We start from the raw sequence: 18,543 nt of genomic DNA on the forward strand, positions 1-18,543 counted from the left end.
TCCGCCGCGATGCGCTCGGCGAACACCAGCCCTTCGAGAAGGGAGTTGGACGCCAGCCGGTTCGCGCCGTGCACGCCCGTGCAGGCCACCTCGCCGCACGCGTACAGGCCCGGCACGCTCGTACGGCCGCGCAGGTCCGTGACGACGCCGCCGGACGCGTAGTGCGCGGCGGGCGCGACCGGGATCGGCTCGGTGACCGGGTCGATGCCGTGCGACCGGCAGGCGGCGAGGATCGTGGGGAAGCGGGTGGCCCACATCTGGGCACCGAAGTGCCTGGCGTCCAGATACATGTGCTCGGCGCCCCGCTCCTGCATGCGGCGCGTGATGCCCTTGGCGACGATGTCGCGGGGCGCCAGCTCGGCGAGTTCGTGCTGGTCGAGCATGAAGCGGACCCCGTCGGCGTCCACGAGATGGGCGCCCTCGCCCCGTACCGCCTCGGACACCAGCGGCTGCTGGCCCTCCGATCCGGCGCCGAGGAAGAGCACCGTCGGGTGGAACTGCACGAATTCGAGGTCGGAGACCTTCGCGCCGGCGCGCAGCGCGAGAGCCACGCCGTCGCCGGTGGAGACGGCGGGGTTGGTCGTCGCCGAGAAGACCTGGCCCATACCGCCGGTGGCCAGGACGACGGCTGGGGCGCGGACGGCTCCGACGCCGTCGTGCTGGCCCTCGCCCATCACATGGAGGGTGACGCCGGAGGTGTTGCCGTGCTCATCCGTGAGGAGGTCGAGGACCAGCGCGTTCTCGACCGTACGCAGGGAGGCGTCGCGCACCGCGTCCACGAGGGCGCGGGAGATCTCCGCGCCGGTCGCGTCTCCGCCCGCGTGGGCGATACGGCGGCGGTGGTGGCCGCCCTCGCGGGTCAGCTGGAGATCGCCCGTCTCGGAGGTGTCGAACCGCGCGCCGGTCCCGATCAGGCGGCGGACGGCGTCGGGCCCTTCGGTGACCAGGGTGCGTACGGCCGCCTCGTCGCAGAGGCCCGCGCCCGCCACCAGGGTGTCGCTCAGGTGCTGCTCGGGGGTGTCGCCCTCGCCGAGGGCGGCGGCGATGCCGCCCTGCGCCCAGCGGGTGGAGCCGTCGTCGAGGCGGGCCTTGGTGACGACGACCGTCCTGAGCCCGGCCGCCGTGCAGCGCAGCGCCGTGGTGAGTCCGGCGACACCGGAGCCGACGACGACCACGTCGGCGTCGACGGCCCAGCCGGGCACGGGCGCGGTGAGCTGGATACCGGCAGGCAGGCCGGGGCCCGACTGTGCGGACTCGGCGGTCACTGGGCGGCTCCGAACGTCAGGGGGATGTTGTCGATCAGGCGCGTCGTGCCGACCCGCGCGGCCACGGCGAGGACCGCGTCGCCGGTGTGGTCGTCCGGGACCTCGGTGAAGTCGGCGGGGTCCACGAGCGCGAGGTAGTCGAGCGTGAGGGACGGGCTGTCCCTGACCGCCTGGTCGAGGACGACACGGGCCGCCGACCGGACGGCGTGCGCGCCGCAGCCGGGCGTCCGGGGCGTACGCGACGCCGCGTGGGCCACGGCATGGGTGTCGGCGGCGGCGCGGGCCTCGCCCAGCGCCGAGAGGGCCGCCGCGCGGGCCTTGGACGTGGGCGCGGACTCCGCGCGGGCGCGCAGCGCGTGCTGGGCGCCGAGGCGGTCCCGCGCGGCGAACAGGGCGCGGGAGAGCGCGAGCGCGGTCCGGCGTTCGGCGGTGGAGAGGAAACGGTTGCGGCTGGACAGCGCGAGACCGTCGTCCTCCCGGACCGTGGGCACCCCGACGATCTCGACGGGGAAGTTGAGATCGCGGGCCATCCGCCGGATCAGCCCGAGTTGCTGGGCGTCCTTCTGTCCGTAGAAGGCGACGTCGGGACGGGTGAGGTGCAGCAGCTTCGCGACGACGGTGAGCATGCCGTCGAAGTGGCCCGGCCGCACGGCGCCTTCGAGCCGCTCCCCCATGGGGCCGGCGGAGATCCGCACCTGGGGCGCGCCGCCCGGGTACACCTCGTCGGCGGACGGCGCGAACACGGCGTCGGCGCCCGCCTCCTCGGCGGTCTTCAGGTCCGATTCGAGGGTCCGGGGGTAGCGGTCGAGGTCTTCGCCCGCGCCGAACTGGAGCGGGTTGACGAAGACGGTGACGACGACGAAGCCGGCCGGTCCGACGTGCGCGCGGGCGGCGCGTACGAGCGCGGCGTGGCCGTCGTGGAGGGCGCCCATCGTCATGACGACGGCGGTGCGGGGGGCGGGGGTCATTTCCCGTGCGGCTGTCCGCGCGTCGCCGTGCCGGGCGAGCAGCCCGTCCAGCTCCGCGCGCGTGGAGGCCAGTTCGAGGCTCATCGGTCGTCGCTCCCCGCTGGGTGGTCGCCGTCGGCGAGGACGTCCAGCAGGTCCTCGGCCAGCGCCGGCTTGAGCAGGCCGTGGGCGAGTGCCCGGTCGGCCGTCGTACGGGCCATCGCCAGATAGCCGGGCACGGCGGCGGGCGCGTGCTCGCGCAGCTCGGCGACATGTGCGGCGACGGTGCCCGCGTCGCCGCGCGCCACGGGGCCGGTGAGCGCGGCGTCGCCGGAGCGCAGCGCGTTGTCGAGGGCGGCGCCGAGGAGCGGGCCGAGCATGCGGTCCGGGGCCGCGACCCCGGCCTTGCCCAGCAGCTCCATGGACTGGGCGACCAGCGTGACCAGGTGGTTCGCGCCGAGCGCCAGTGCCGCGTGGTAGAGCGGGCGGGCGTCCTCCTCGATCCACTCGGGCTCGCCGCCCATCTCGATGACCAACGCCTCGGCGGCCAGGCGCAGTTCCTCGGGTGCCGTGACCCCGAAGGAGCAGCCCGCCAGCCGCTGGACGTCCACGGAGGTGCCCGTGAACGTCATCGCGGGGTGGAGCGCGAGCGGCAGCGCGCCCGCGTGGAGGGCGGGGGAAAGCACCTTCGTGCCGTACCGCCCGGACGTGTGCACCAGCAGCTGCCCCGGACGTACGGCTCCGGTCTCGGCGAGCCCTTCGACCAGACCGGGCAGCGCGTCGTCCGGGACGGTCAGCAGCACCAGTTCGGCGCGGGCGAGCACTTCGGCGGGCGTCACGAGGGGCACGTCGGGGAGGAGGACGGCCGCCCTGCGTACCGAGGCGTCGGAGACGCCCGACGCGGCGACCGGACGGTGGCCGGCGAGCTGGAGAGCGGCGGCCAGCGCCGGTCCGACGCGGCCGGATCCGACGACTCCGACCGTGAGCCGGGCGGGTCTGTCCCTGGGGTCACGCGGATCGGTGGGAACTGCTGATGCGTTCACGCGGCGGGGCCTTCCGTTCCAGTCCGCGACGGGTACCGGACGATTTCTCGCCATGCTACGCCAGCGTTTCGTGGCATTCCCCGACTGTCCACAGGCTGTGGGCGGCCCCGGTGAAAGCGCTGGGCGGGCCACTCGCCGTGGGCGATGATCGCACCATGGCAGACACGAGCGAGCAGGACGAACGACGGCGGCGGCTGGCCGCCTGGCACGCCTCCGGACGGACGCTCTGGCGAAGCTCCGCCGACCGGCCCGTCGGTGAGCGGCTGGCCACGCTGGCGGCCGACGCGTCGTCGGTCTACGACCTGGACGAATGGACGGACGTGTACGGGGGCGGGGTCGTCGCCGAACTGGAGAGCCGGGTGGCGTCCCTCCTCGGCTTCCCGGCCGCCGCCTTCTTCCCGACCGGGACCATGGCGCAGCAGGTCGCGCTCCGGTGCTGGGCGGGGCGCACCGGGAACGCGACCGTGGCCCTGCATCCGCTGGCGCACCCGGAGGTCCACGAGGGCGGCGCCCTGTCGGCCGTGAGCGGCCTCCGTACGATCCATCCGACGTCCGAGCCCCGGCTGCCGACGGCCGACGAGATCCAGGCGGCGGACGAGCCGTTCGGCACGCTGATGCTGGAACTGCCGCTGCGCGACGCCGGGTTCGTGCTGCCGACATGGGACGAGCTCGTGGCCGTGGTGGCGGCGGCGCGCGAGCGCGACGCCGTGGTGCACTTCGACGGCGCGAGGCTGTGGGAGTGCGTGACGCACTTCGGCCGCCCGCTCAAGGAGATCGCGGGGCTCGCGGACAGCGTGTACGTGTCCTTCTACAAGTCCCTGGACGGGATGTCCGGGGCGATGCTCGTGGGGCCTTCGGCGGTGGTCGAGGAGGCGCGGGTGTGGCGGCATCGGTACGGAGGGCAGGTCTTCCAGCAGTATCCGGCGGCGCTGTCCGCTCTGCTGGGGCTGGAACGGGAGCTGCCGCGGCTGCCGTCGTACGTCGACCACGCGCGGGTGGTCGCGGCGGCGCTGGCGGAGGGGTTCGCGGAGTCGGCGCCGGGGTCGGCCGCCGGGCCGCTCGCGCCGTGGTTCCGGGTGCATCCGCGGCGGCCTCATACCCACCAGTTCCAGGTGTGGCTTCCGTACGGAGCGCGGCTGCTGAGCGAGGCGGCGGTGCGCCAGGCGGAGGAGACCGGTGTGACGCTGTTCCGCCGCTGGTTCGACTCGGGCGCGGGGCCGCCGGGTGTGGCGGTCACGGAGGTGACGGTGGGGGCGGCCGGGCTGGAGTGGACGGCGGACGATGTCCGGCAGGCCGTACGGGAGTTCATGGCGCGGGTGGAGGCGGAGAACGGGCGCGTCGACGATCTCGCCGACGGGCCCGCCGATTGACCGGGGCCGTCAATCGTCCGCCGCGCTGTCAGTGGTGGCGTGCAGCATGGGTCCATGAGCGTGACCATCGACATCACCGGGCTGCCCCACGAGCGGATCGTCTTCGGACCGTCCCCGCTCGCCGAGCTGGGCGCGGCCCTGCACGCGCTGTCGGAGCCCGGCCACCACGCCCGGCTCCACGGCTGGGTCACGGCCACGTCCGCGGGTCTGAAGCCGGAGCTGGCCGACCGGCTGCACGAGGCGGATTTCCTGTGGCGCTCGACGCGCTCCGACATCCTGCTGCCCGCCCGCCTCCGCGAGACGCTGGCCGAGGAGCTGGACGATCTCGACACGATGCCGGACGAGCAGTACGTGGCGGCGGCGCTGGAGATCTCCTGCGCCAGTCAGTACGACACGGGCGCGCCGTCCCCGCTCGTGGACGCCGGGACGCGCGAGCGCGTACTGGAGCTGGCGGCGGCGCGCGGGCCGCGCCAGTCCGCGTTCATACGGCGCATGCTGGCCGACCCGCCCGCCGTCCGGGCGTGGATACGTCGGCTGCTGGAGGACTGCGACGAGGCGTTCTTCGCCGACACCTGGCGGCGCGTCCGGGTCCAGCTGGCCGCCGACGCCCGGCACAAGACCGAGCTGCTGCGGCACAAGGGCCTCGCGGAGGCCGTCGCCGCCGTCTCGTCCGCCGTGAGTCTCCAGGAGACGGGACCGGTCACCGCCGTCGTCGTGGACAAGCTCTCCTCGGGCCGTACGAGCGCCGCCGGATCCGGCCTGACCTTCCTGCCGACCGCCTTCGGCTGGCCGCATCTGATCGCGCTGTACGCGCCCGGCTGGCAGCCGGTCGTCCAGTACCCGGTGGGCAGCCCGGAGCCGTCGGGCGGCGCGCCCTCCGTGGAGGTGGTCAAACTGCGGCTGGAGGCGGTCGCGCACCCCATGCGGATGAGGCTTTGCCGGAGTCTCGCGCGGGGCTCGTACACGACCGGCGAGCTGGCCGACGCGTACGGGATCACGGCACCGGAGGTGTCCCGGCATCTCTCCGTGATGCGCAAGGCGGGGCTGCTGACGACCCGCCGCCGGGGGCGCTACGTGCTGCACCAGCTGGACGTGACCCTCGTGGCCCGGCTCGGCAGCGACTTCCTGGAGGGCGTGCTGCGGTGACGCCCCGGGGCCGCGCGAGAACGCGGCCACGGCGGGCTCAGGGGGCTCTGGCGGGCCCAGTCGAGGCGGATGTTGCTTGACGCCGGTCAAGACGCGTCGCGGTCGGTGGCGGAGCGCGCCGTCGGTGTTCGCCGCGAGGCGCAGCCCCACCGACGCGGTGACGACGTCGGCGATGTCGGCGATGTCGGCGACCTGAGGGACCGTCACGCCGTCGGTACGGATGTGCTCGCCGAACTCCGGCCGGGACAACCGCTCCAGACAGTGGTCCAGCTCGGCGACGGCGAAACTCCCCCGCTTGAGTCCGAGCCCCCCGGCCCGCGCTCGGTGAGCCTCTTCAGGACGGTCTCGCGCGCGGCGAGCGGCGCGAAGTGGCGTACGCCGTGCCCCTCTTCGCGCAACCGCCCGACGATCTCCAAGTAGCCGTCGTCCACGAGAGTCATGGGGACGATCACCGTGCCGTCGTGCTCGCGCAGTGCCAGGTCGAGTACGTCGTGGACCCCCTGGCGCCAGGCAGGCGGGTCCTGGAAGTTCCCCGGAGCCCGGCGGGCGTCATGCGGTGCAGCCTGAACCCGACCTGCCCGGGATCGCGGACGACGCTGCCCGGCAGCCGCCGGGCGATCTCGTGCGCGGTCTGCGCCTTCCCGCCGCCGAAGGGCCCGTTGAGCCACAGGAGGATCAGACGGCTCCGCCCCCGGCGCGCACCAGCCCCGACTCGTAGGCGAGCACCACGACCTGCACCCGGTCGCGCAGAGCTAGCTTGGTGAGGATGCGGCCGACGTGCGTCTTCACGGTCGCCTCGGAGAGCACCAGCCGGGCGGCGATCTCGCCGTTCGACAGGCCCTGGGCGACCAGCAGCATCACCTCGCGCTCGCGGCCCGTCAGCCGTTCCAGCGCGCCGTTGGCCGCCTTGTTCTCCTTGCCGCTCGGCAGCATCGCCGAGAAGCGGTCGAGCAGCCGCCGCGTCGTGGACGGCGCGACGACCGCGTCACCGCTGTGCACGGCGCGGATCGCGGTCAGCAGCTCGGACGGCGGCACGTCCTTGAGCATGAAGCCGCTGGCGCCCGCCTTGAGCCCCGAGAAGGCGTACTCGTCGAGGTCGAACGTCGTCAGGATGAGCACCTTGGGCGCGCCGGGCTCCGCGCAGATGCGCCGGGTCGCCTCCACGCCGTCCAGCCGTGGCATGCGCACGTCCATGAGGACGACGTCCACTGCCGTGGCGCGCAGATTCTCGATCGCCTCCGCGCCGTCGCCCGCCTCCGCGACGACCTCCATGTCCGGCTGTGCGGCCAGCACCATGCGAAAACCGGTGCGCAGCAGCATCTGGTCGTCGACGAGCATCACTCGGATCGACATCGGCGGGTTCCTTGTCCGTTGGGTCCGGCAGTCGGTGGCGGTTCGGTGCGTGCGTGAAGTGAAGTGGCGTGGAGTGGCTTGGTGCGCGGCGCGGTCCGTGGCTCAATGCGCGGGCTTCAGCGGCAGCAGCGCGCTGATCCGGAAGCCGCCCCCCGGCCGCGGCCCCGCGTCGAGCGTGCCGCCGACCATGCCGACGCGCTCCCGCATCCCGATGAGACCGTGCCCCCGGCCGTCCGCGCCGCCGTCCACGTACAGCTCGTGGCCCGCGCCGCGCCCGTCGTCCTCCACCAGGAGTCCGAGCCCGTCGTCGAAGTAGACCAGACGCACGCTGGCTCCCACATCGGGTCCACCGTGCTTGCGGCTGTTCGTCAGGGCTTCCTGCACGATCCGGTACGCGGTGAGCTCCACGCCGCTCGGCAGCGACCGGGGAGTGCCCTCGACCTTGAAGTCCACGGTGAGCCCCGCCGACCGCACCTGCTCGACCAGGTCCTCTATCTGCTGGACGTCGGGCTGCGGCACGTACTCGCCGCTCTCCTTGACGTCCCCGGTCCGCAGCACACCGAGCAGCCGGCGCATCTCCGCCAGCGCCTGCCGTCCGGTGCCCGAGATGGTCTCCAAGGCCTGTCTGGCCTGCTCGGGCGCGGCGTCCAGGACGTAGGCGGCGCCGTCGGCCTGCACGACCATCACCGACACGTTGTGCGCGACGACGTCGTGCAGCTCGCGGGCGATCCGGGCGCGCTCGGCGGCGACGGCCACCTTGGCCTGTGCCTCGCGCTCCTTCTCCAGCCGGGTGGCGCGCTCCTCCAGCTGGGCGAAGTAGGCGCGGCGGGTACGGATGGAGTCGCCGAGCACCCAGGCGAGCGCGAAGGGCACGGCCAGCACGACGGTGAGGAAGACCTGCCCGCTGAGGCTGGCCTCGGTCGTGGGCCAGCGCAGTTGCGCCAGCGGCGCCGCCGCCAGGCCGCCGATCAGCCCCAGCTGTGTGGCCCAGCGCGGGCCGCCCCGGGCGGAGACCGTGTAGATGAGGGCCAGCATGGCGAAGTCGCCCGGGTTGGGCCGCACGTTCGTCAGGAGCTGGAGCACCCCCAGCCCGGCCACGAGCAGCAGCATCTTGTCCGGGGCCCGCCGCCGCAGCGCCACGGTCAGCGACAGCAGCAGGACGAGCACCGCCGGGACGAAGGGCTGCTGGTTGCCGACGTCCTGCTCCACCCCCACCCACAGCAGGGAAAACCCGACGAGGACCACAGCCCAGAAGCTGTCGACGCCCGTCGGGTGTCTGCGGAGAAAGTCATAGAGGCGCTGCACGTAGCCCAGCGTAGGGAAGCCGCAGAGGTAGAAGGGTCAACCGGAGGGCCGATCCGGTCGGCCGGGACGTACTCCCCAAGGTGGAGACTTGGCCCTGTGACGGATGAGACGTGTAAGTGCGAGGAGGCCCACGGGGCTCCGTGCGCCGTGGAGGCGCGTGGCTGGGCCGCGGCCATGGAGAGCGCGCTGTACGGCCCCGAGGGCTTCTACCGGCGCCCTGAGGGGCCCGCGGGGCACTTCCGCACCTCCGTCCACGCCTCCCCGCTCTTCGCGTCGGCCGTCGCGCGGCTGCTGGTGGCGACCGCCGAGGCGCTGGACACCGACGAGATCGCGCTGGTCGACGTCGGGGCGGGGCGCGGGGAGCTGCTGACGGGGGTCCTGGCCGCCGTACCGGAGGGGCTGGCCGTACAGCCGTACGCCGTCGAACGCGCCGCGCGCCCGCCGGGACTCGATCCGCGCGTCGAGTGGACCGACAGGCCCCCCGCCGGTGTCCGGGGGCTGCTGTTCGCCAACGAGTGGCTGGACAACGTGCCGGTGGACGTCGCCGAGACCGGCCCCGACGGGACGGTGCGGTACGTCCTGGTCGGCCCCGACGGTACGGAGCGGCCCGGCGCCCCGGTCGACGGCCCGGACGCCGCTTGGCTGGCGCGCTGGTGGCCGATGACGGAGCCGGGCGCCCGTGCGGAGATCGGCCGTACCCGTGACGAGGCGTGGGCCGCCGCCGTGGCGACGCTGGACCGGGGGCTGGCGGTGGCCGTCGACTACGCGCATGTACGGGGCGACCGGCCGCTGTTCGGGACGCTGACCGGATTCCGGGACGGGCGCGAGGTACGGCCCGTGCCGGACGGCGGCTGCGACATCACCGCCCATGTGGCGCTGGACGCGTGCGCGGCGGTCGACGCCCTGGAGAGCGCGAGTGGCGGCGCGGCCTTCGTACTGAGCCAGCGCGAGGCCCTGCACCGCCTCGGTGTAAGCGGTGAGCGCCCGCCGCTCTCCCTCGCCACGACCGACCCCGCCTCCTACGTACGCGCGCTCGCCACCGCCGGCCAGGCCGCCGAACTGACCGCCCGCGGCGGCCTCGGCGACTTCGGCTGGCTGCTGCGGCCCGTCGGTACGGCTCTGAGAGACTGGGCCGCATGACGGAGACCACCCGCACGACGGTCGGCATCGGCGGCGCGGCCGAGAGCACGGACATGGTGCTCAACATCGGGCCCCAGCACCCCTCCACGCACGGTGTGCTCCGACTGCGCCTGGTGCTCGACGGCGAGGTGATCCGGCACGCCGAGCCGGTCATCGGCTACATGCACCGCGGCGCCGAGAAGCTGTTCGAGGCGCGCGACTACCGCCAGATCATCATGCTCGCCAACCGCCACGACTGGCTGTCGGCGTTCTCCAACGAGCTGGGTGTGGTGATGGCCGTCGAGCGCATGCTCGGTATGGAGGTGCCGCAGCGCGCCGTCTGGACCCGGACGCTGCTCGCCGAGCTGAACCGGATGCTCAACCATCTGATGTTCCTCGGCTCCTACCCCCTCGAACTGGGCGGGATCACCCCGGTGTTCCACGCCTTCCGGGAGCGCGAGGAGCTTCAGGCCGTCATGGAGGAGGTCTCCGGCGGCCGGATGCACTTCATGTTCAACCGCGTCGGCGGTCTCAAGGAGGACCTGCCCGCGGGCTGGCTCGGCCGCGCCAGGCACGCGGTGTCCGAGGTCCGTTCGCGGATGGACGTGTACGACAGGCTGGTCCTCGGCAACGAGATCTTCCGGGGCCGCACCCGGGGCGTGGGGGTCCTCTCGGCGAACGCCGTCCACGCGTACGGGGTTTCGGGGCCGATCGCGCGGGCCTCGGGCGTCGACTTCGACCTGCGCCGCGACGAGCCGTATCTCGCGTACGGCGAACTCCAGGACACGCTGAAGGTCGTCACCCGCGAGGGCGGCGACTGTCTGGCCCGCTTCGAGTGCCTGCTGGGCCAGACCCACAACTCGCTTGATCTCGCGGACGCGTGCCTGGACCGGATCACCGATCTGGAGCCCGGTCCGATCAACCAGCGGCTGCCCAAGGTCCTCAAGGCGCCCGAGGGACACACGTACGCCTGGACCGAGAATCCGCTGGGCATCAACGGCTACTACCTGGTGTCGAAGGGCGAGAAGACCCCGTACCGGCTGAAGCTGCGCTCGGCGTCCTTCAACAACATCCAGGCCCTCACGGAGTTGCTGCCGGGCACCCTGGTCGCCGACATGGTGGCGATCCTCGGATCACTCTTCTTCGTCGTCGGCGACATCGACAAGTAGCGCCTCGACCGTTTTTCCGGCCCGGCAGAACAGCCCTCAAGAACCGATCGCGCTGCGCAGTTGCCCCCGCGGCAGCGGCTCGCTCTCGTCGTGCTCGGTCAGGTCGATGACCTGGCCCACCGCCCGGTCCTCGGTCCTGTGCTGTACGGCCAGGGCCTCCTCGCCGGCCACATCGGCGAGGTCCTCGCGCTGCGCCCGCTCCAGCTGCGCCGGCTCGGGCCGGCCGGCCCCGGTGTCCACGGCCGCCGGGTCGGCCGAGCCGTCCTCCGTCGCGTCGCCCGTGGTCGGACCGTCCACCGCGGAACCGTCCTTCTGCGTACCGAAGAAGTCGAAACCTCCCTCGGGACCCCGCTGCAGCCGGTGCCGTCGGTTGTACGGGACGATCGCCGACGCGCCCGGATGGGGGCGGGTCGCGGGCAGGGACGACATCGGCCGGGCCTTCAACGGAAGCGCGGACGACGGGCGCGTGTGCTCGGCGGCTGCCGCCGCTTCCGCCGCCGCGCGACGCTTCCTGTCCGCCTTCTCCTGCTCGGCCTTCTCGGCTCGGGCCTTCTCCTCGGCCTTCGCGGCCCGCCTCGCCCGCTCCTCGTCCGCCGCGGCCTCGCGGGCCGCGCGCTCGGCGAGTTCACGCCGGCGGGCGTCTTCGAGGATCCGCTTCGTGTGCTGAAGGGCCCCGTTGCGCGTCAGGTCCTCCAGGGCCCGCGCCGCACGGTGGTAGACCGACGTGCTGGACGTACTGCCCGCGGGGAGCAGCGCCTTGGGCTCGCGGGACGCTTCGATGGCGAGCTGCCGGGTGCCCTCCAGCGCGCTGGCGCGGGCGGTCTCCGCCGTGGCGTACCGCCGCAGGAGAGCGGCGTGCTCACCGCGCAGCTTCGCGAGTTCCACCCGCTTGGCGCGCAGCTTGCTGTCGAGCCGGGTGCGAATCTCACGCGACTCGTCGGCATCGGCTTCGAGTTCGGCTATTCGTTCCTCGGTCTTCCACTCCTCGCTCGCCTCCGCCCGCAACAGCTCGGCGACGCGCCGGCCCGCGGCCCGGTCCCAACTGCGCATCAGATAGGCACCGGTGGCGGCCGTGGCGGCGGTGACGACCACCAGGCCGCGAAGCGCCACGGGCTCCGCGAGGAGCCAGGCACTCGCGGCGCACAGAGCCGCGGCCCCGGCTACGGCCGACGGCGGCAGAATCCTGTGGAGGGGCGGGGAATGGCGGTGGCGTCCACGTGGCATGGCCCGAAATTTACCGCGCGTGGGCGCGGAATGGGGGTCGGCCGGACAATCTTTCCCCGTCCGTTGCCGACTCCACTCCCGTCCCTCTACTTCCCGCCGGACTTCCTCCCGCTTCCTGCCTACTTGCCGATCAGGTCTTTGGACTCCAGATACTCCTTGGCGACATCGGCGGGCTTCGCGCGCTCCGCGTCGACCTTCAGGTTGAGCTTCGCGAGATCCTCTGTCGTGAGGGTGTCGGTGAGCTTGCCGAGAAGGTCCGCTATCTCCTGGGAACCGGCGTCCTTGGCATTGACCACGGGAAGTACGTTGTCCGCGTTCTGCAGCTTCTTGTCGTCCTCCAGGACCACCAGACCGAAGCTGTCGAGCGTGCCGTCGGTGGTGGTGCTGAGGACCAGCTGGTCCTTGCCGTCCTTCACCGCCTGCTTGGCCTGCGGAGTGCCGACACCCTGCGGGTCGATACCGGTGACGTCGATCCCGTACGTCTCTTTGAGACCGGGCGCGCAGAACGGCCGTACCTCGCACTCGTCACCCGCGGCGATCTTCACCTTGAGCTTCGAGGCGCCCAGATCCGAGAGCGTCTTGAGCTTGTTCTTCTCGGCGTACTCCTTGGTCACGGCGAAGGCGTTCTGGTCGACCGCCTTGCCGGCGGGGAGCACCTTCAGCCCGCGCGGCTCGGCCAGCTTCTGGAGGGCGGCGACCGTGGCGTCCGCGTCGCTGGAGGCGAGCGGCTTCTTCACGGCCTCGTCCGCGCCGTTCACCTTGGCGTTGAGGAATTCGGTGAGCGTCGCCGCGTATTCGGGGACGACGTCGATCTCACCCTTCTCCAGGGACGGCTCGTACAGCTCGCGGTTCTTCACCGTGGTGACGGAGGCGTCGTACCCGCCGTCACCGAGGATCTGCGCGTAGAGCTCGGCGAGCACCTTGGACTCGGTGAAAGCCGCGGCGCCGACGACGAGGGAGCCCTTCTTTTCGGAGCCCGAGCCCTTGTCCGAGCCACCGTCCGATTCCAGGCTGTCGCCGCCGCACGCGGCGAGGGACCCGGTCAGCGCGACAACGCCAAGTACCGCACCCGCCATGCGCGAGGTCTTGCTCATGAAAGTTCACCATCCGTAGAGAGGCCTGCCTGAGAGAGGAGGCCGAGAAGTCGGTCGTCACACGGTTGTTCGTGTCACACGCTTGTGTCACCCGGTCGTCATGTCACACGGTTTTCGTCACCCGGTCCCGCCGGAGCGAGTCGTCGGTACCGAGGGCGCCGCCCGCGGCGCCCTCCCCCGCACCGGGCACCGGTGCCCGGACCGCGGTGGCGGACGGGGACGGGTCGAGCACCCGGTCCAGCGCCACGAGCACTCCCTCGACGAGCAGAGCGAGCAGCGCCACCAGGAGCGCGCCGGCGACCACCTGGGGGGTGTCGTAGGTGTTGAACCCGGCGGTGATGATCCGGCCGAGGCCGCCCTGCCCCACCATCGCCGCGATCGTGGCCGTGGCGACCACCTGTACGGACGCCGACCGGAGGCCGGTCATCACCATCGGGTACGCGAGAGGCAGCTCGACCCGCAGGAAGAGCTGGCGTCCGGACATCCCCATGCCCCTCGCGGCTTCGAGCACCGCGCGGTCCACCTCACGCATGCCCACATAGGCGTTGGTCAGCAGCGGCGGCACGGCGAAGAGCACCAGGGCGACGATCGTCGGCACATAACCGGCGTTGCGCAGCGGGGAGAGCATGAACAGGGCGAGCACGGCGAAGACCGGGATCGCCCGCCCCACGTTGGAGATGTTGACGGCGAGAGCGCCGCCCTTGCCGATGTGCCCGAGGTAGAAGGCCGTCGGCAGGGCTATCGCGCAGGCGAGCGCGAGCGCGATCCCGCTGACGTACACATGCTCGCCGAGCCTGTTCAGCGCACCGCTCTCGCCGGACCAGTTGGAGCCGGTCATCAGCCAGGTCCACGCGTCGCCAAGAACTCCCATGGGTCAGCCCCCCACCTTCACCGGGTCGGCGGCACGGCCCGCGCGCGCCGGGCGTGACGCGGGGCCCTTGCCCGTACGTACGCGTGTCCAGGGCGTGAGCAGCCGCTGGACTCCGAGGAGCAGCAGGTCGGCGGTGATCGCCAGCAGCACGCACAACACGGAGGCGGCGAGCACCTGTGCCTTGAACAGGCTCGGCAGCGCGTCCTCGATGAGATTGCCGAGCCCGCCGCGCCCCACGATCGAGCCGACGGTCGTCAGCGCGATCGTCGAGACCGTCGCGATCCGGATACCGGCCATCAGCGCGGGCAGCGCCAGCGGCAGCTCGACCTCCCAGAGCAGCCGCCCGGAGCCGTACCCCATCCCGCGGGCCGCCTCCTTGGCTTCCGCGGGGACGGATTCGAGGCCCGCGATGATGTTCCTCACGAGGATCGTCAGTGAGTACAGCACCAGGCCGGTGACCACCAGCGCGGACGACAGCCCGAAGAAGGGCAGGAGCAGCGAGAACAGCGCCAGCGACGGGATCGTGTAGAGCAGGGTCGTCAGTCCGAGCACGGGGCCGGCGAAAGCCGGTTTGCCGCGGGCGAGCAGTGCGAGCGGAAAGGCCACGAGCAGCCCGATGAGGACCGAGACGACTGTGATCCAGATGTGCTGGACGGTCGCATCGATCAACTCCTGACTACGGGAGCGGAGATACTCTCCACAGATCCATTCGTTCGCCGCCAGACAGCTTTGAGTGCTCATCCACCCCCGCCTCCCCTATCTCCCCGAACGTATGTCTGGTGTCTTTGTCTGGGCGACCTTATCCCCGACCACTGACAATCGCGGAAGGCCGCCACATTCCAGCAACATTGCCTTCACACAAGACCCGTCACAATGGGGAAATCATGATCCGATTCGAGCACGTCACCAAGCGGTACCCGGACGGCACCACGGCCGTCGACGACCTCAGCCTGGAGGTCGGAGCGGGCGAGCTGGTCACGCTCGTCGGACCGTCGGGCTGCGGCAAGACCACCACCATGAAGATGGTCAACCGGTTGATAGAACCGACCGAAGGCCGGATATTCGTGGACGGGGACGACATATCGACCATCGACCCCGTCCAGCTCCGGCGCCGGATCGGCTATGTGATCCAGCAGGTCGGCCTGTTCCCGCACAAGACGATCCTGGAGAACACGGCGACCGTCCCCCATCTCCTGGGCTGGCAGCGCGGGAAGGCCCGTGCGCGCGCCGCCGAACTCCTCGACCTGGTCGGCCTCGACCCGTCCGTCTACGGCGACCGCTACCCCGAGCAGCTCTCCGGCGGACAGCGCCAACGCGTCGGCGTGGCACGGGCACTGGCCGCCGACCCGCCCGTCCTGCTGATGGACGAGCCCTTCGGCGCGGTCGACCCCGTCGTACGCGAACACCTCCAGAACGAGTTCCTGAAGCTCCAGGCCGCCGTCAACAAGACCGTGCTCTTCGTCACCCACGACATCGAGGAGGCGGTCCGGCTCGGTGACCGGATCGCTGTCTACGGCCAGGGCAGGATCGAGCAGTTCGACGCCCCCGCCGCCGTGCTGGGCGCGCCCGCCACGCCGTACGTCGCCGACTTCGTCGGCGCGGACCGCGGCCTCAAGCGGCTCTCGGTCACGCCGATCGAGGAGGGCGACCTGGAGCAGCCGCCCGTCCTGCATCTCGACGACCCGCTGCGGGCCGCCGCCGCGAAGCTTTCCAAGGAGGGCGCGCGCTGGGCGGTCGTCCTGGACGCCCAGGACAATCTGCACGGCTGGATCTCCACCGAGCAGACCGGCTCCTCGGGCACCGTACGGGAGCACGCCCGCCGTATGGAGGCCTGGCTGCCCGTCGGCGCCTCTCTCAAACAGGCGTTCTCCACGATGCTCCAGCACGACGCCGGCTGGATCGCCGTCATCGACAAGGAGGAGACGGGGCGCTTCCTCGGCGTGCTGACCCCGGCCCGGCTGCACGAGGCGCTGCGCCGCTCGATCGACGCGGACGCGCACGCCATCCCCCGTACCGAGGTGGAGCTGGAGACCGTCGCCCAGATCGCCGCGTCCTGACCACGACCTGCCCGCGTCCACCGGTAGGGACGGCCGCCCGCCCGGCGCGGGGCGTACCGGGGCACGTACGGGCCTAGGGTGGGACGTATGAGTACGTTGCGCGCGCAGGGCGGAAGGGGCACGGTCGACGGCCTGCCGGAGTGGGACCGCTGCGCGGTCATGGGGGTCGTCAACGTGACGCCCGATTCCTTCTCCGACGGCGGCCGCTGGTTCGACACCACCGCCGCCGTCAAGCGCGGTCTCGATCTGGTCAACGAGGGCGCGGACCTGGTGGACGTCGGCGGTGAGTCGACGCGCCCCGGCGCCTCACGGGTCGACGAGGACGAGGAACTGCGGCGCGTCGTGCCCGTCGTGCGGGGCCTGGCCTCCGAGGGCGTCGCGGTGTCCGTGGACACGATGCGGGCATCCGTCGCCGAGCGGGCGGTGGCCGCCGGCGCCGTCCTGGTCAACGACGTCAGCGGCGGCCTCGCGGACCGGGCCATGGTGCCCGTCGTCGCCGCCGCGGGCGTGCCCTTCGTCGTCATGCACTGGCGCGGTTTCAGCCAGGACATGAACAACCGCGCCCTCTACACGGACGTCGTCGCCGAGGTGGTGGCCGAACTGCGCGAGCGCGTGGAGGCGGTCGTCGCGGGCGGCATCGCCCCCGAGCGCCTGGTGATCGACCCCGGCCTCGGCTTCGCCAAGACCGCCGAGCACGATCTCGCTCTGCTGGCCCACCTGGCGGACCTGCGGGTGCTGGGCGGGCCCCTGCTGGTCGCCGCGTCCCGCAAGCGGTTCCTCGGCCATGTACTGGCCGGTGAGGGCGGACCGCCGCCCGCGCGAGAGAGAGACGCCGCCTCCGCCGCCGTATCGGCGATCGCCGCGCACGAGGGCGCGTGGGCGGTGCGGGTGCACGAGGTACGCGCGACCGCCGACGCCGTCCGCGTCGCGCGCGCCGTCGAAGGAGCCCGGTGAGGAGCCTGCCGAGCGGCACCGACAAGGAGCAGGTCGCCGCGCTCAACACGGCCTTCTACGAAGCGATGGAGCGTGGTGACCTCGACGGGCTGTCCGCGCTCTGGCTGGACGGCGACGACCCCGGCGTCAGCTGCGTCCATCCGGGCTGGCCGGTGCTCTCGGGGCGCGGCGAGGTACTGCGCTCGTACGCGCTGATCATGGCCAACACCGAGTACATCCAGTTCTTCCTCACGGATGTCGCGGTGTCCGTCGCGGGCGACACCGCTCTCGTGACCTGCACCGAGAACATCCTCAGCGGCGGACCGGCCGAGGAGAGCGGCGCGCTCGGCCCGCTCGTGGGCCAGCTGGTCGTCGCGACGAACGTGTTCCGCCGCACCGACGACGGCTGGCGGGTCTGGTCCCACCACGGCTCGCCCGTTCTGGCCGAAACCGACGACGAGCAGGACGACGAAACTCCCGCCTGAGTGGGTAGAGGGCCTTACGAGGGCCGGTCCCGTGCTGCCGGAACTACCTGCGGTTCCCGGTCGCACGGAGCCCGTCGCGGACGCTGTCCGCGGCGCCCGAGGCCCCACGGGCAGGCCGTGTCGGTGCCCGCGAGTAGATTCGACCGGGGACATCGGCCGTCCGCATACGGCATAGTGCCCCACTTGACCAACGACAGCAGGAGTGATTCGCGTGGACCGTCTCGCGCTGCGCGGCCTCAAGGCCCGTGGGCACCATGGCGTCTTCCCCCGGGAGCGCGAGGAGGGGCAGACCTTCATCGTGGATCTGGTGCTGAGCCTCGACACCCGCCCCGCCGCGGCCGGTGACGACCTGACGAGAACCGTCCATTACGGAGTCGTGGCCGAGGAGGTCGTGGCCGTCGTGCGGGGCGAGCCGGTCGACCTGATCGAGACGCTCGCCGAGCGCATCGCGAACCAGTGCCTGAAGCACGACGGCGTCGACGAGGTCGAGGTGACGCTGCACAAGCCGGACGCCCCGATCACGGTGCCCTTCGACGATGTGACCATCACCATCACCCGGAGCCGAGTATGAATCCCCAGAGCGACCCGACCGTCCAGCCGGTGCCGGCCTCGGTGGTGGCGCAGGTCGACGCGGCGGACATCACCCTGTCCAACCCGAAGCGCGCCGTGATCAGCCTCGGGTCCAACCTCGGCAACCGGCTGGAGACCCTCCAGGGCGCCATCGACGCGCTGGAGGACACCCCGGGCCTGCGGGTCAAGGCGGTGTCGCCGGTGTACGAGACGGCGCCCTGGGGCGTCGAACCGGGCTCCCAGCCCTCGTACTTCAACGCCGTCGTCGTGGTGAAGACCACGCTGCCGCCCTCGTCCCTGCTGGAGCGCGCCCAGGCCGTCGAGGAGGCCTTCGACCGCGTCCGCGTGGAGCGTTGGGGGCCGCGCACGATCGACGTCGACATCGTGGCGTACGCGGACGTCGTCTCGGACGACCCGGTGCTCACCCTGCCGCACCCGCGCGCCCACCAGCGGGCCTTCGTGCTGGTGCCCTGGCACGACGTGGAGCCCGAGGCGCTGCTGACCGGGCGGGGTACGGTCTCCGAACTGCTCGCCGTCGTGGAGCAGGACGGCGTCGAGCCGCGCGCGGACCTGGAACTCCGCCTGCCCGACT

General features: G+C 72.2%; 18 protein-coding genes and 1 pseudogene. 9 read left to right on the forward strand and 10 right to left on the reverse strand.

Features of this window, described 5'->3' with window-relative positions:
* The 3 genes from P3L51_RS27000 to P3L51_RS27010 all read right to left on the reverse strand — a co-directional run.
* The coding region (locus P3L51_RS27000) for an L-aspartate oxidase (RefSeq protein ID WP_354607903.1) at positions 1-1,265 on the reverse strand (1,265 nt) is incomplete at its 3' end.
* On the reverse strand, positions 1,262-2,317 hold the full coding sequence (gene panC, locus P3L51_RS27005) for a pantoate--beta-alanine ligase (protein ID WP_435594533.1): 1,056 nt from the start codon (positions 2,315-2,317) through the stop codon (positions 1,262-1,264). The genes P3L51_RS27000 and panC, both read right to left, overlap by 4 nt.
* Complete coding sequence (locus P3L51_RS27010; RefSeq protein ID WP_354607904.1) at positions 2,314-3,255, reverse strand: Rossmann-like and DUF2520 domain-containing protein; 942 nt, start codon at positions 3,253-3,255, stop codon at positions 2,314-2,316. Before P3L51_RS27010 ends, panC begins: the two co-directional genes overlap by 4 nt.
* 155 nt (positions 3,256-3,410) lie before the next feature.
* Between P3L51_RS27010 and P3L51_RS27015 the strand changes: the two genes are divergently transcribed.
* Complete coding sequence (locus tag P3L51_RS27015; RefSeq protein ID WP_354607905.1) at positions 3,411-4,625, forward strand: threonine aldolase family protein; 1,215 nt, start codon at positions 3,411-3,413, stop codon at positions 4,623-4,625.
* Between the two features lie 54 nt (positions 4,626-4,679).
* Entirely contained in the window at positions 4,680-5,771 is a 1,092-nt protein-coding gene (locus tag P3L51_RS27020; RefSeq protein WP_354607906.1) for a DUF5937 family protein, read from the forward strand.
* Positions 5,772-5,846: 75 nt separating this feature from the next.
* Here the strand turns inward: P3L51_RS27020 and P3L51_RS27025 are convergent.
* The 3 genes and pseudogenes from P3L51_RS27025 to P3L51_RS27035 all read right to left on the reverse strand — a co-directional run.
* A pseudogene (locus tag P3L51_RS27025) lies at positions 5,847-6,447 on the reverse strand (AAA family ATPase); the annotation flags it as partial.
* Positions 6,447-7,124 (reverse strand): response regulator transcription factor, encoded by a 678-nt coding sequence (locus P3L51_RS27030; RefSeq protein WP_354607907.1) that lies wholly within the window; start codon positions 7,122-7,124, stop codon positions 6,447-6,449. The gene P3L51_RS27030 and the pseudogene P3L51_RS27025, both read right to left, overlap by 1 nt.
* 102 nt (positions 7,125-7,226) lie before the next feature.
* Positions 7,227-8,429: a sensor histidine kinase gene (locus P3L51_RS27035; protein WP_354607908.1), complete on the reverse strand. Its 1,203-nt coding sequence runs from the start codon at positions 8,427-8,429 to the stop codon at positions 7,227-7,229.
* A gap of 174 nt (positions 8,430-8,603) precedes the next feature.
* Here P3L51_RS27035 and P3L51_RS27040 point away from each other — a divergent pair, with 174 nt between their 5' ends.
* Together P3L51_RS27040 and P3L51_RS27045 are read left to right on the forward strand one after the other, a co-directional pair.
* Positions 8,604-9,569, forward strand: coding sequence for an SAM-dependent methyltransferase (locus P3L51_RS27040; protein WP_354607919.1), 966 nt, complete (start codon positions 8,604-8,606; stop codon positions 9,567-9,569).
* Positions 9,566-10,717 carry an NADH-quinone oxidoreductase subunit D gene (locus P3L51_RS27045; protein WP_354607909.1) on the forward strand — a complete coding sequence of 384 codons (1,152 nt, stop codon included), beginning with the start codon at positions 9,566-9,568 and terminating at the stop codon, positions 10,715-10,717. Before P3L51_RS27040 ends, P3L51_RS27045 begins: the two co-directional genes overlap by 4 nt.
* A gap of 36 nt (positions 10,718-10,753) precedes the next feature.
* Here the strand turns inward: P3L51_RS27045 and P3L51_RS27050 are convergent, their stop codons facing one another.
* The 4 genes from P3L51_RS27050 to P3L51_RS27065 all read right to left on the reverse strand — a co-directional run bounded on the left by P3L51_RS27050 (position 10,754) and on the right by P3L51_RS27065 (position 14,647).
* Positions 10,754-11,941 (reverse strand): hypothetical protein, encoded by a 1,188-nt coding sequence (locus P3L51_RS27050; RefSeq protein ID WP_354607910.1) that lies wholly within the window; start codon positions 11,939-11,941, stop codon positions 10,754-10,756.
* Positions 11,942-12,060: 119 nt separating this feature from the next.
* Positions 12,061-13,035, reverse strand: a complete 975-nt coding sequence (locus P3L51_RS27055) for an ABC transporter substrate-binding protein (RefSeq protein ID WP_354607911.1) — start codon at positions 13,033-13,035, stop codon at positions 12,061-12,063.
* 103 nt (positions 13,036-13,138) lie between these two features.
* Positions 13,139-13,906: an ABC transporter permease gene (locus tag P3L51_RS27060; RefSeq protein ID WP_354607912.1), complete on the reverse strand. Its 768-nt coding sequence runs from the start codon at positions 13,904-13,906 to the stop codon at positions 13,139-13,141.
* A gap of 3 nt (positions 13,907-13,909) precedes the next feature.
* Positions 13,910-14,647 (reverse strand): ABC transporter permease, encoded by a 738-nt coding sequence (locus tag P3L51_RS27065; protein ID WP_354607913.1) that lies wholly within the window; start codon positions 14,645-14,647, stop codon positions 13,910-13,912.
* Positions 14,648-14,790: 143 nt separating this feature from the next.
* Between P3L51_RS27065 and P3L51_RS27070 the strand changes: the two genes are divergently transcribed.
* The 5 genes from P3L51_RS27070 to folK form a co-directional block, all read left to right on the forward strand.
* Positions 14,791-15,963, forward strand: coding sequence for an ABC transporter ATP-binding protein (locus P3L51_RS27070; RefSeq protein WP_354607914.1), 1,173 nt, complete (start codon positions 14,791-14,793; stop codon positions 15,961-15,963).
* Between the two features lie 87 nt (positions 15,964-16,050).
* A complete protein-coding gene (gene folP, locus P3L51_RS27075; protein ID WP_354607915.1) occupies positions 16,051-16,917 on the forward strand; it encodes a dihydropteroate synthase in 867 nt (288 codons plus the stop codon).
* Between the two features lie 5 nt (positions 16,918-16,922).
* Positions 16,923-17,381 (forward strand): nuclear transport factor 2 family protein, encoded by a 459-nt coding sequence (locus P3L51_RS27080; protein WP_354607920.1) that lies wholly within the window; start codon positions 16,923-16,925, stop codon positions 17,379-17,381.
* Positions 17,382-17,592: 211 nt separating this feature from the next.
* The gene (gene folB, locus P3L51_RS27085) at positions 17,593-17,952 is read left to right on the forward strand and encodes a dihydroneopterin aldolase (protein ID WP_354607916.1); all 360 of its coding nucleotides are present in this window, start codon (positions 17,593-17,595) and stop codon (positions 17,950-17,952) included.
* On the forward strand, positions 17,949-18,543 hold a 595-nt coding region (gene folK / locus P3L51_RS27090), incomplete at its 3' end, for a 2-amino-4-hydroxy-6-hydroxymethyldihydropteridine diphosphokinase (protein WP_354607917.1). The genes folB and folK, both read left to right, overlap by 4 nt.

The organism is Streptomyces panacea (assembly GCF_040560175.1).
Lineage (GTDB): Bacteria > Actinomycetota > Actinomycetes > Streptomycetales > Streptomycetaceae > Streptomyces > Streptomyces panacea.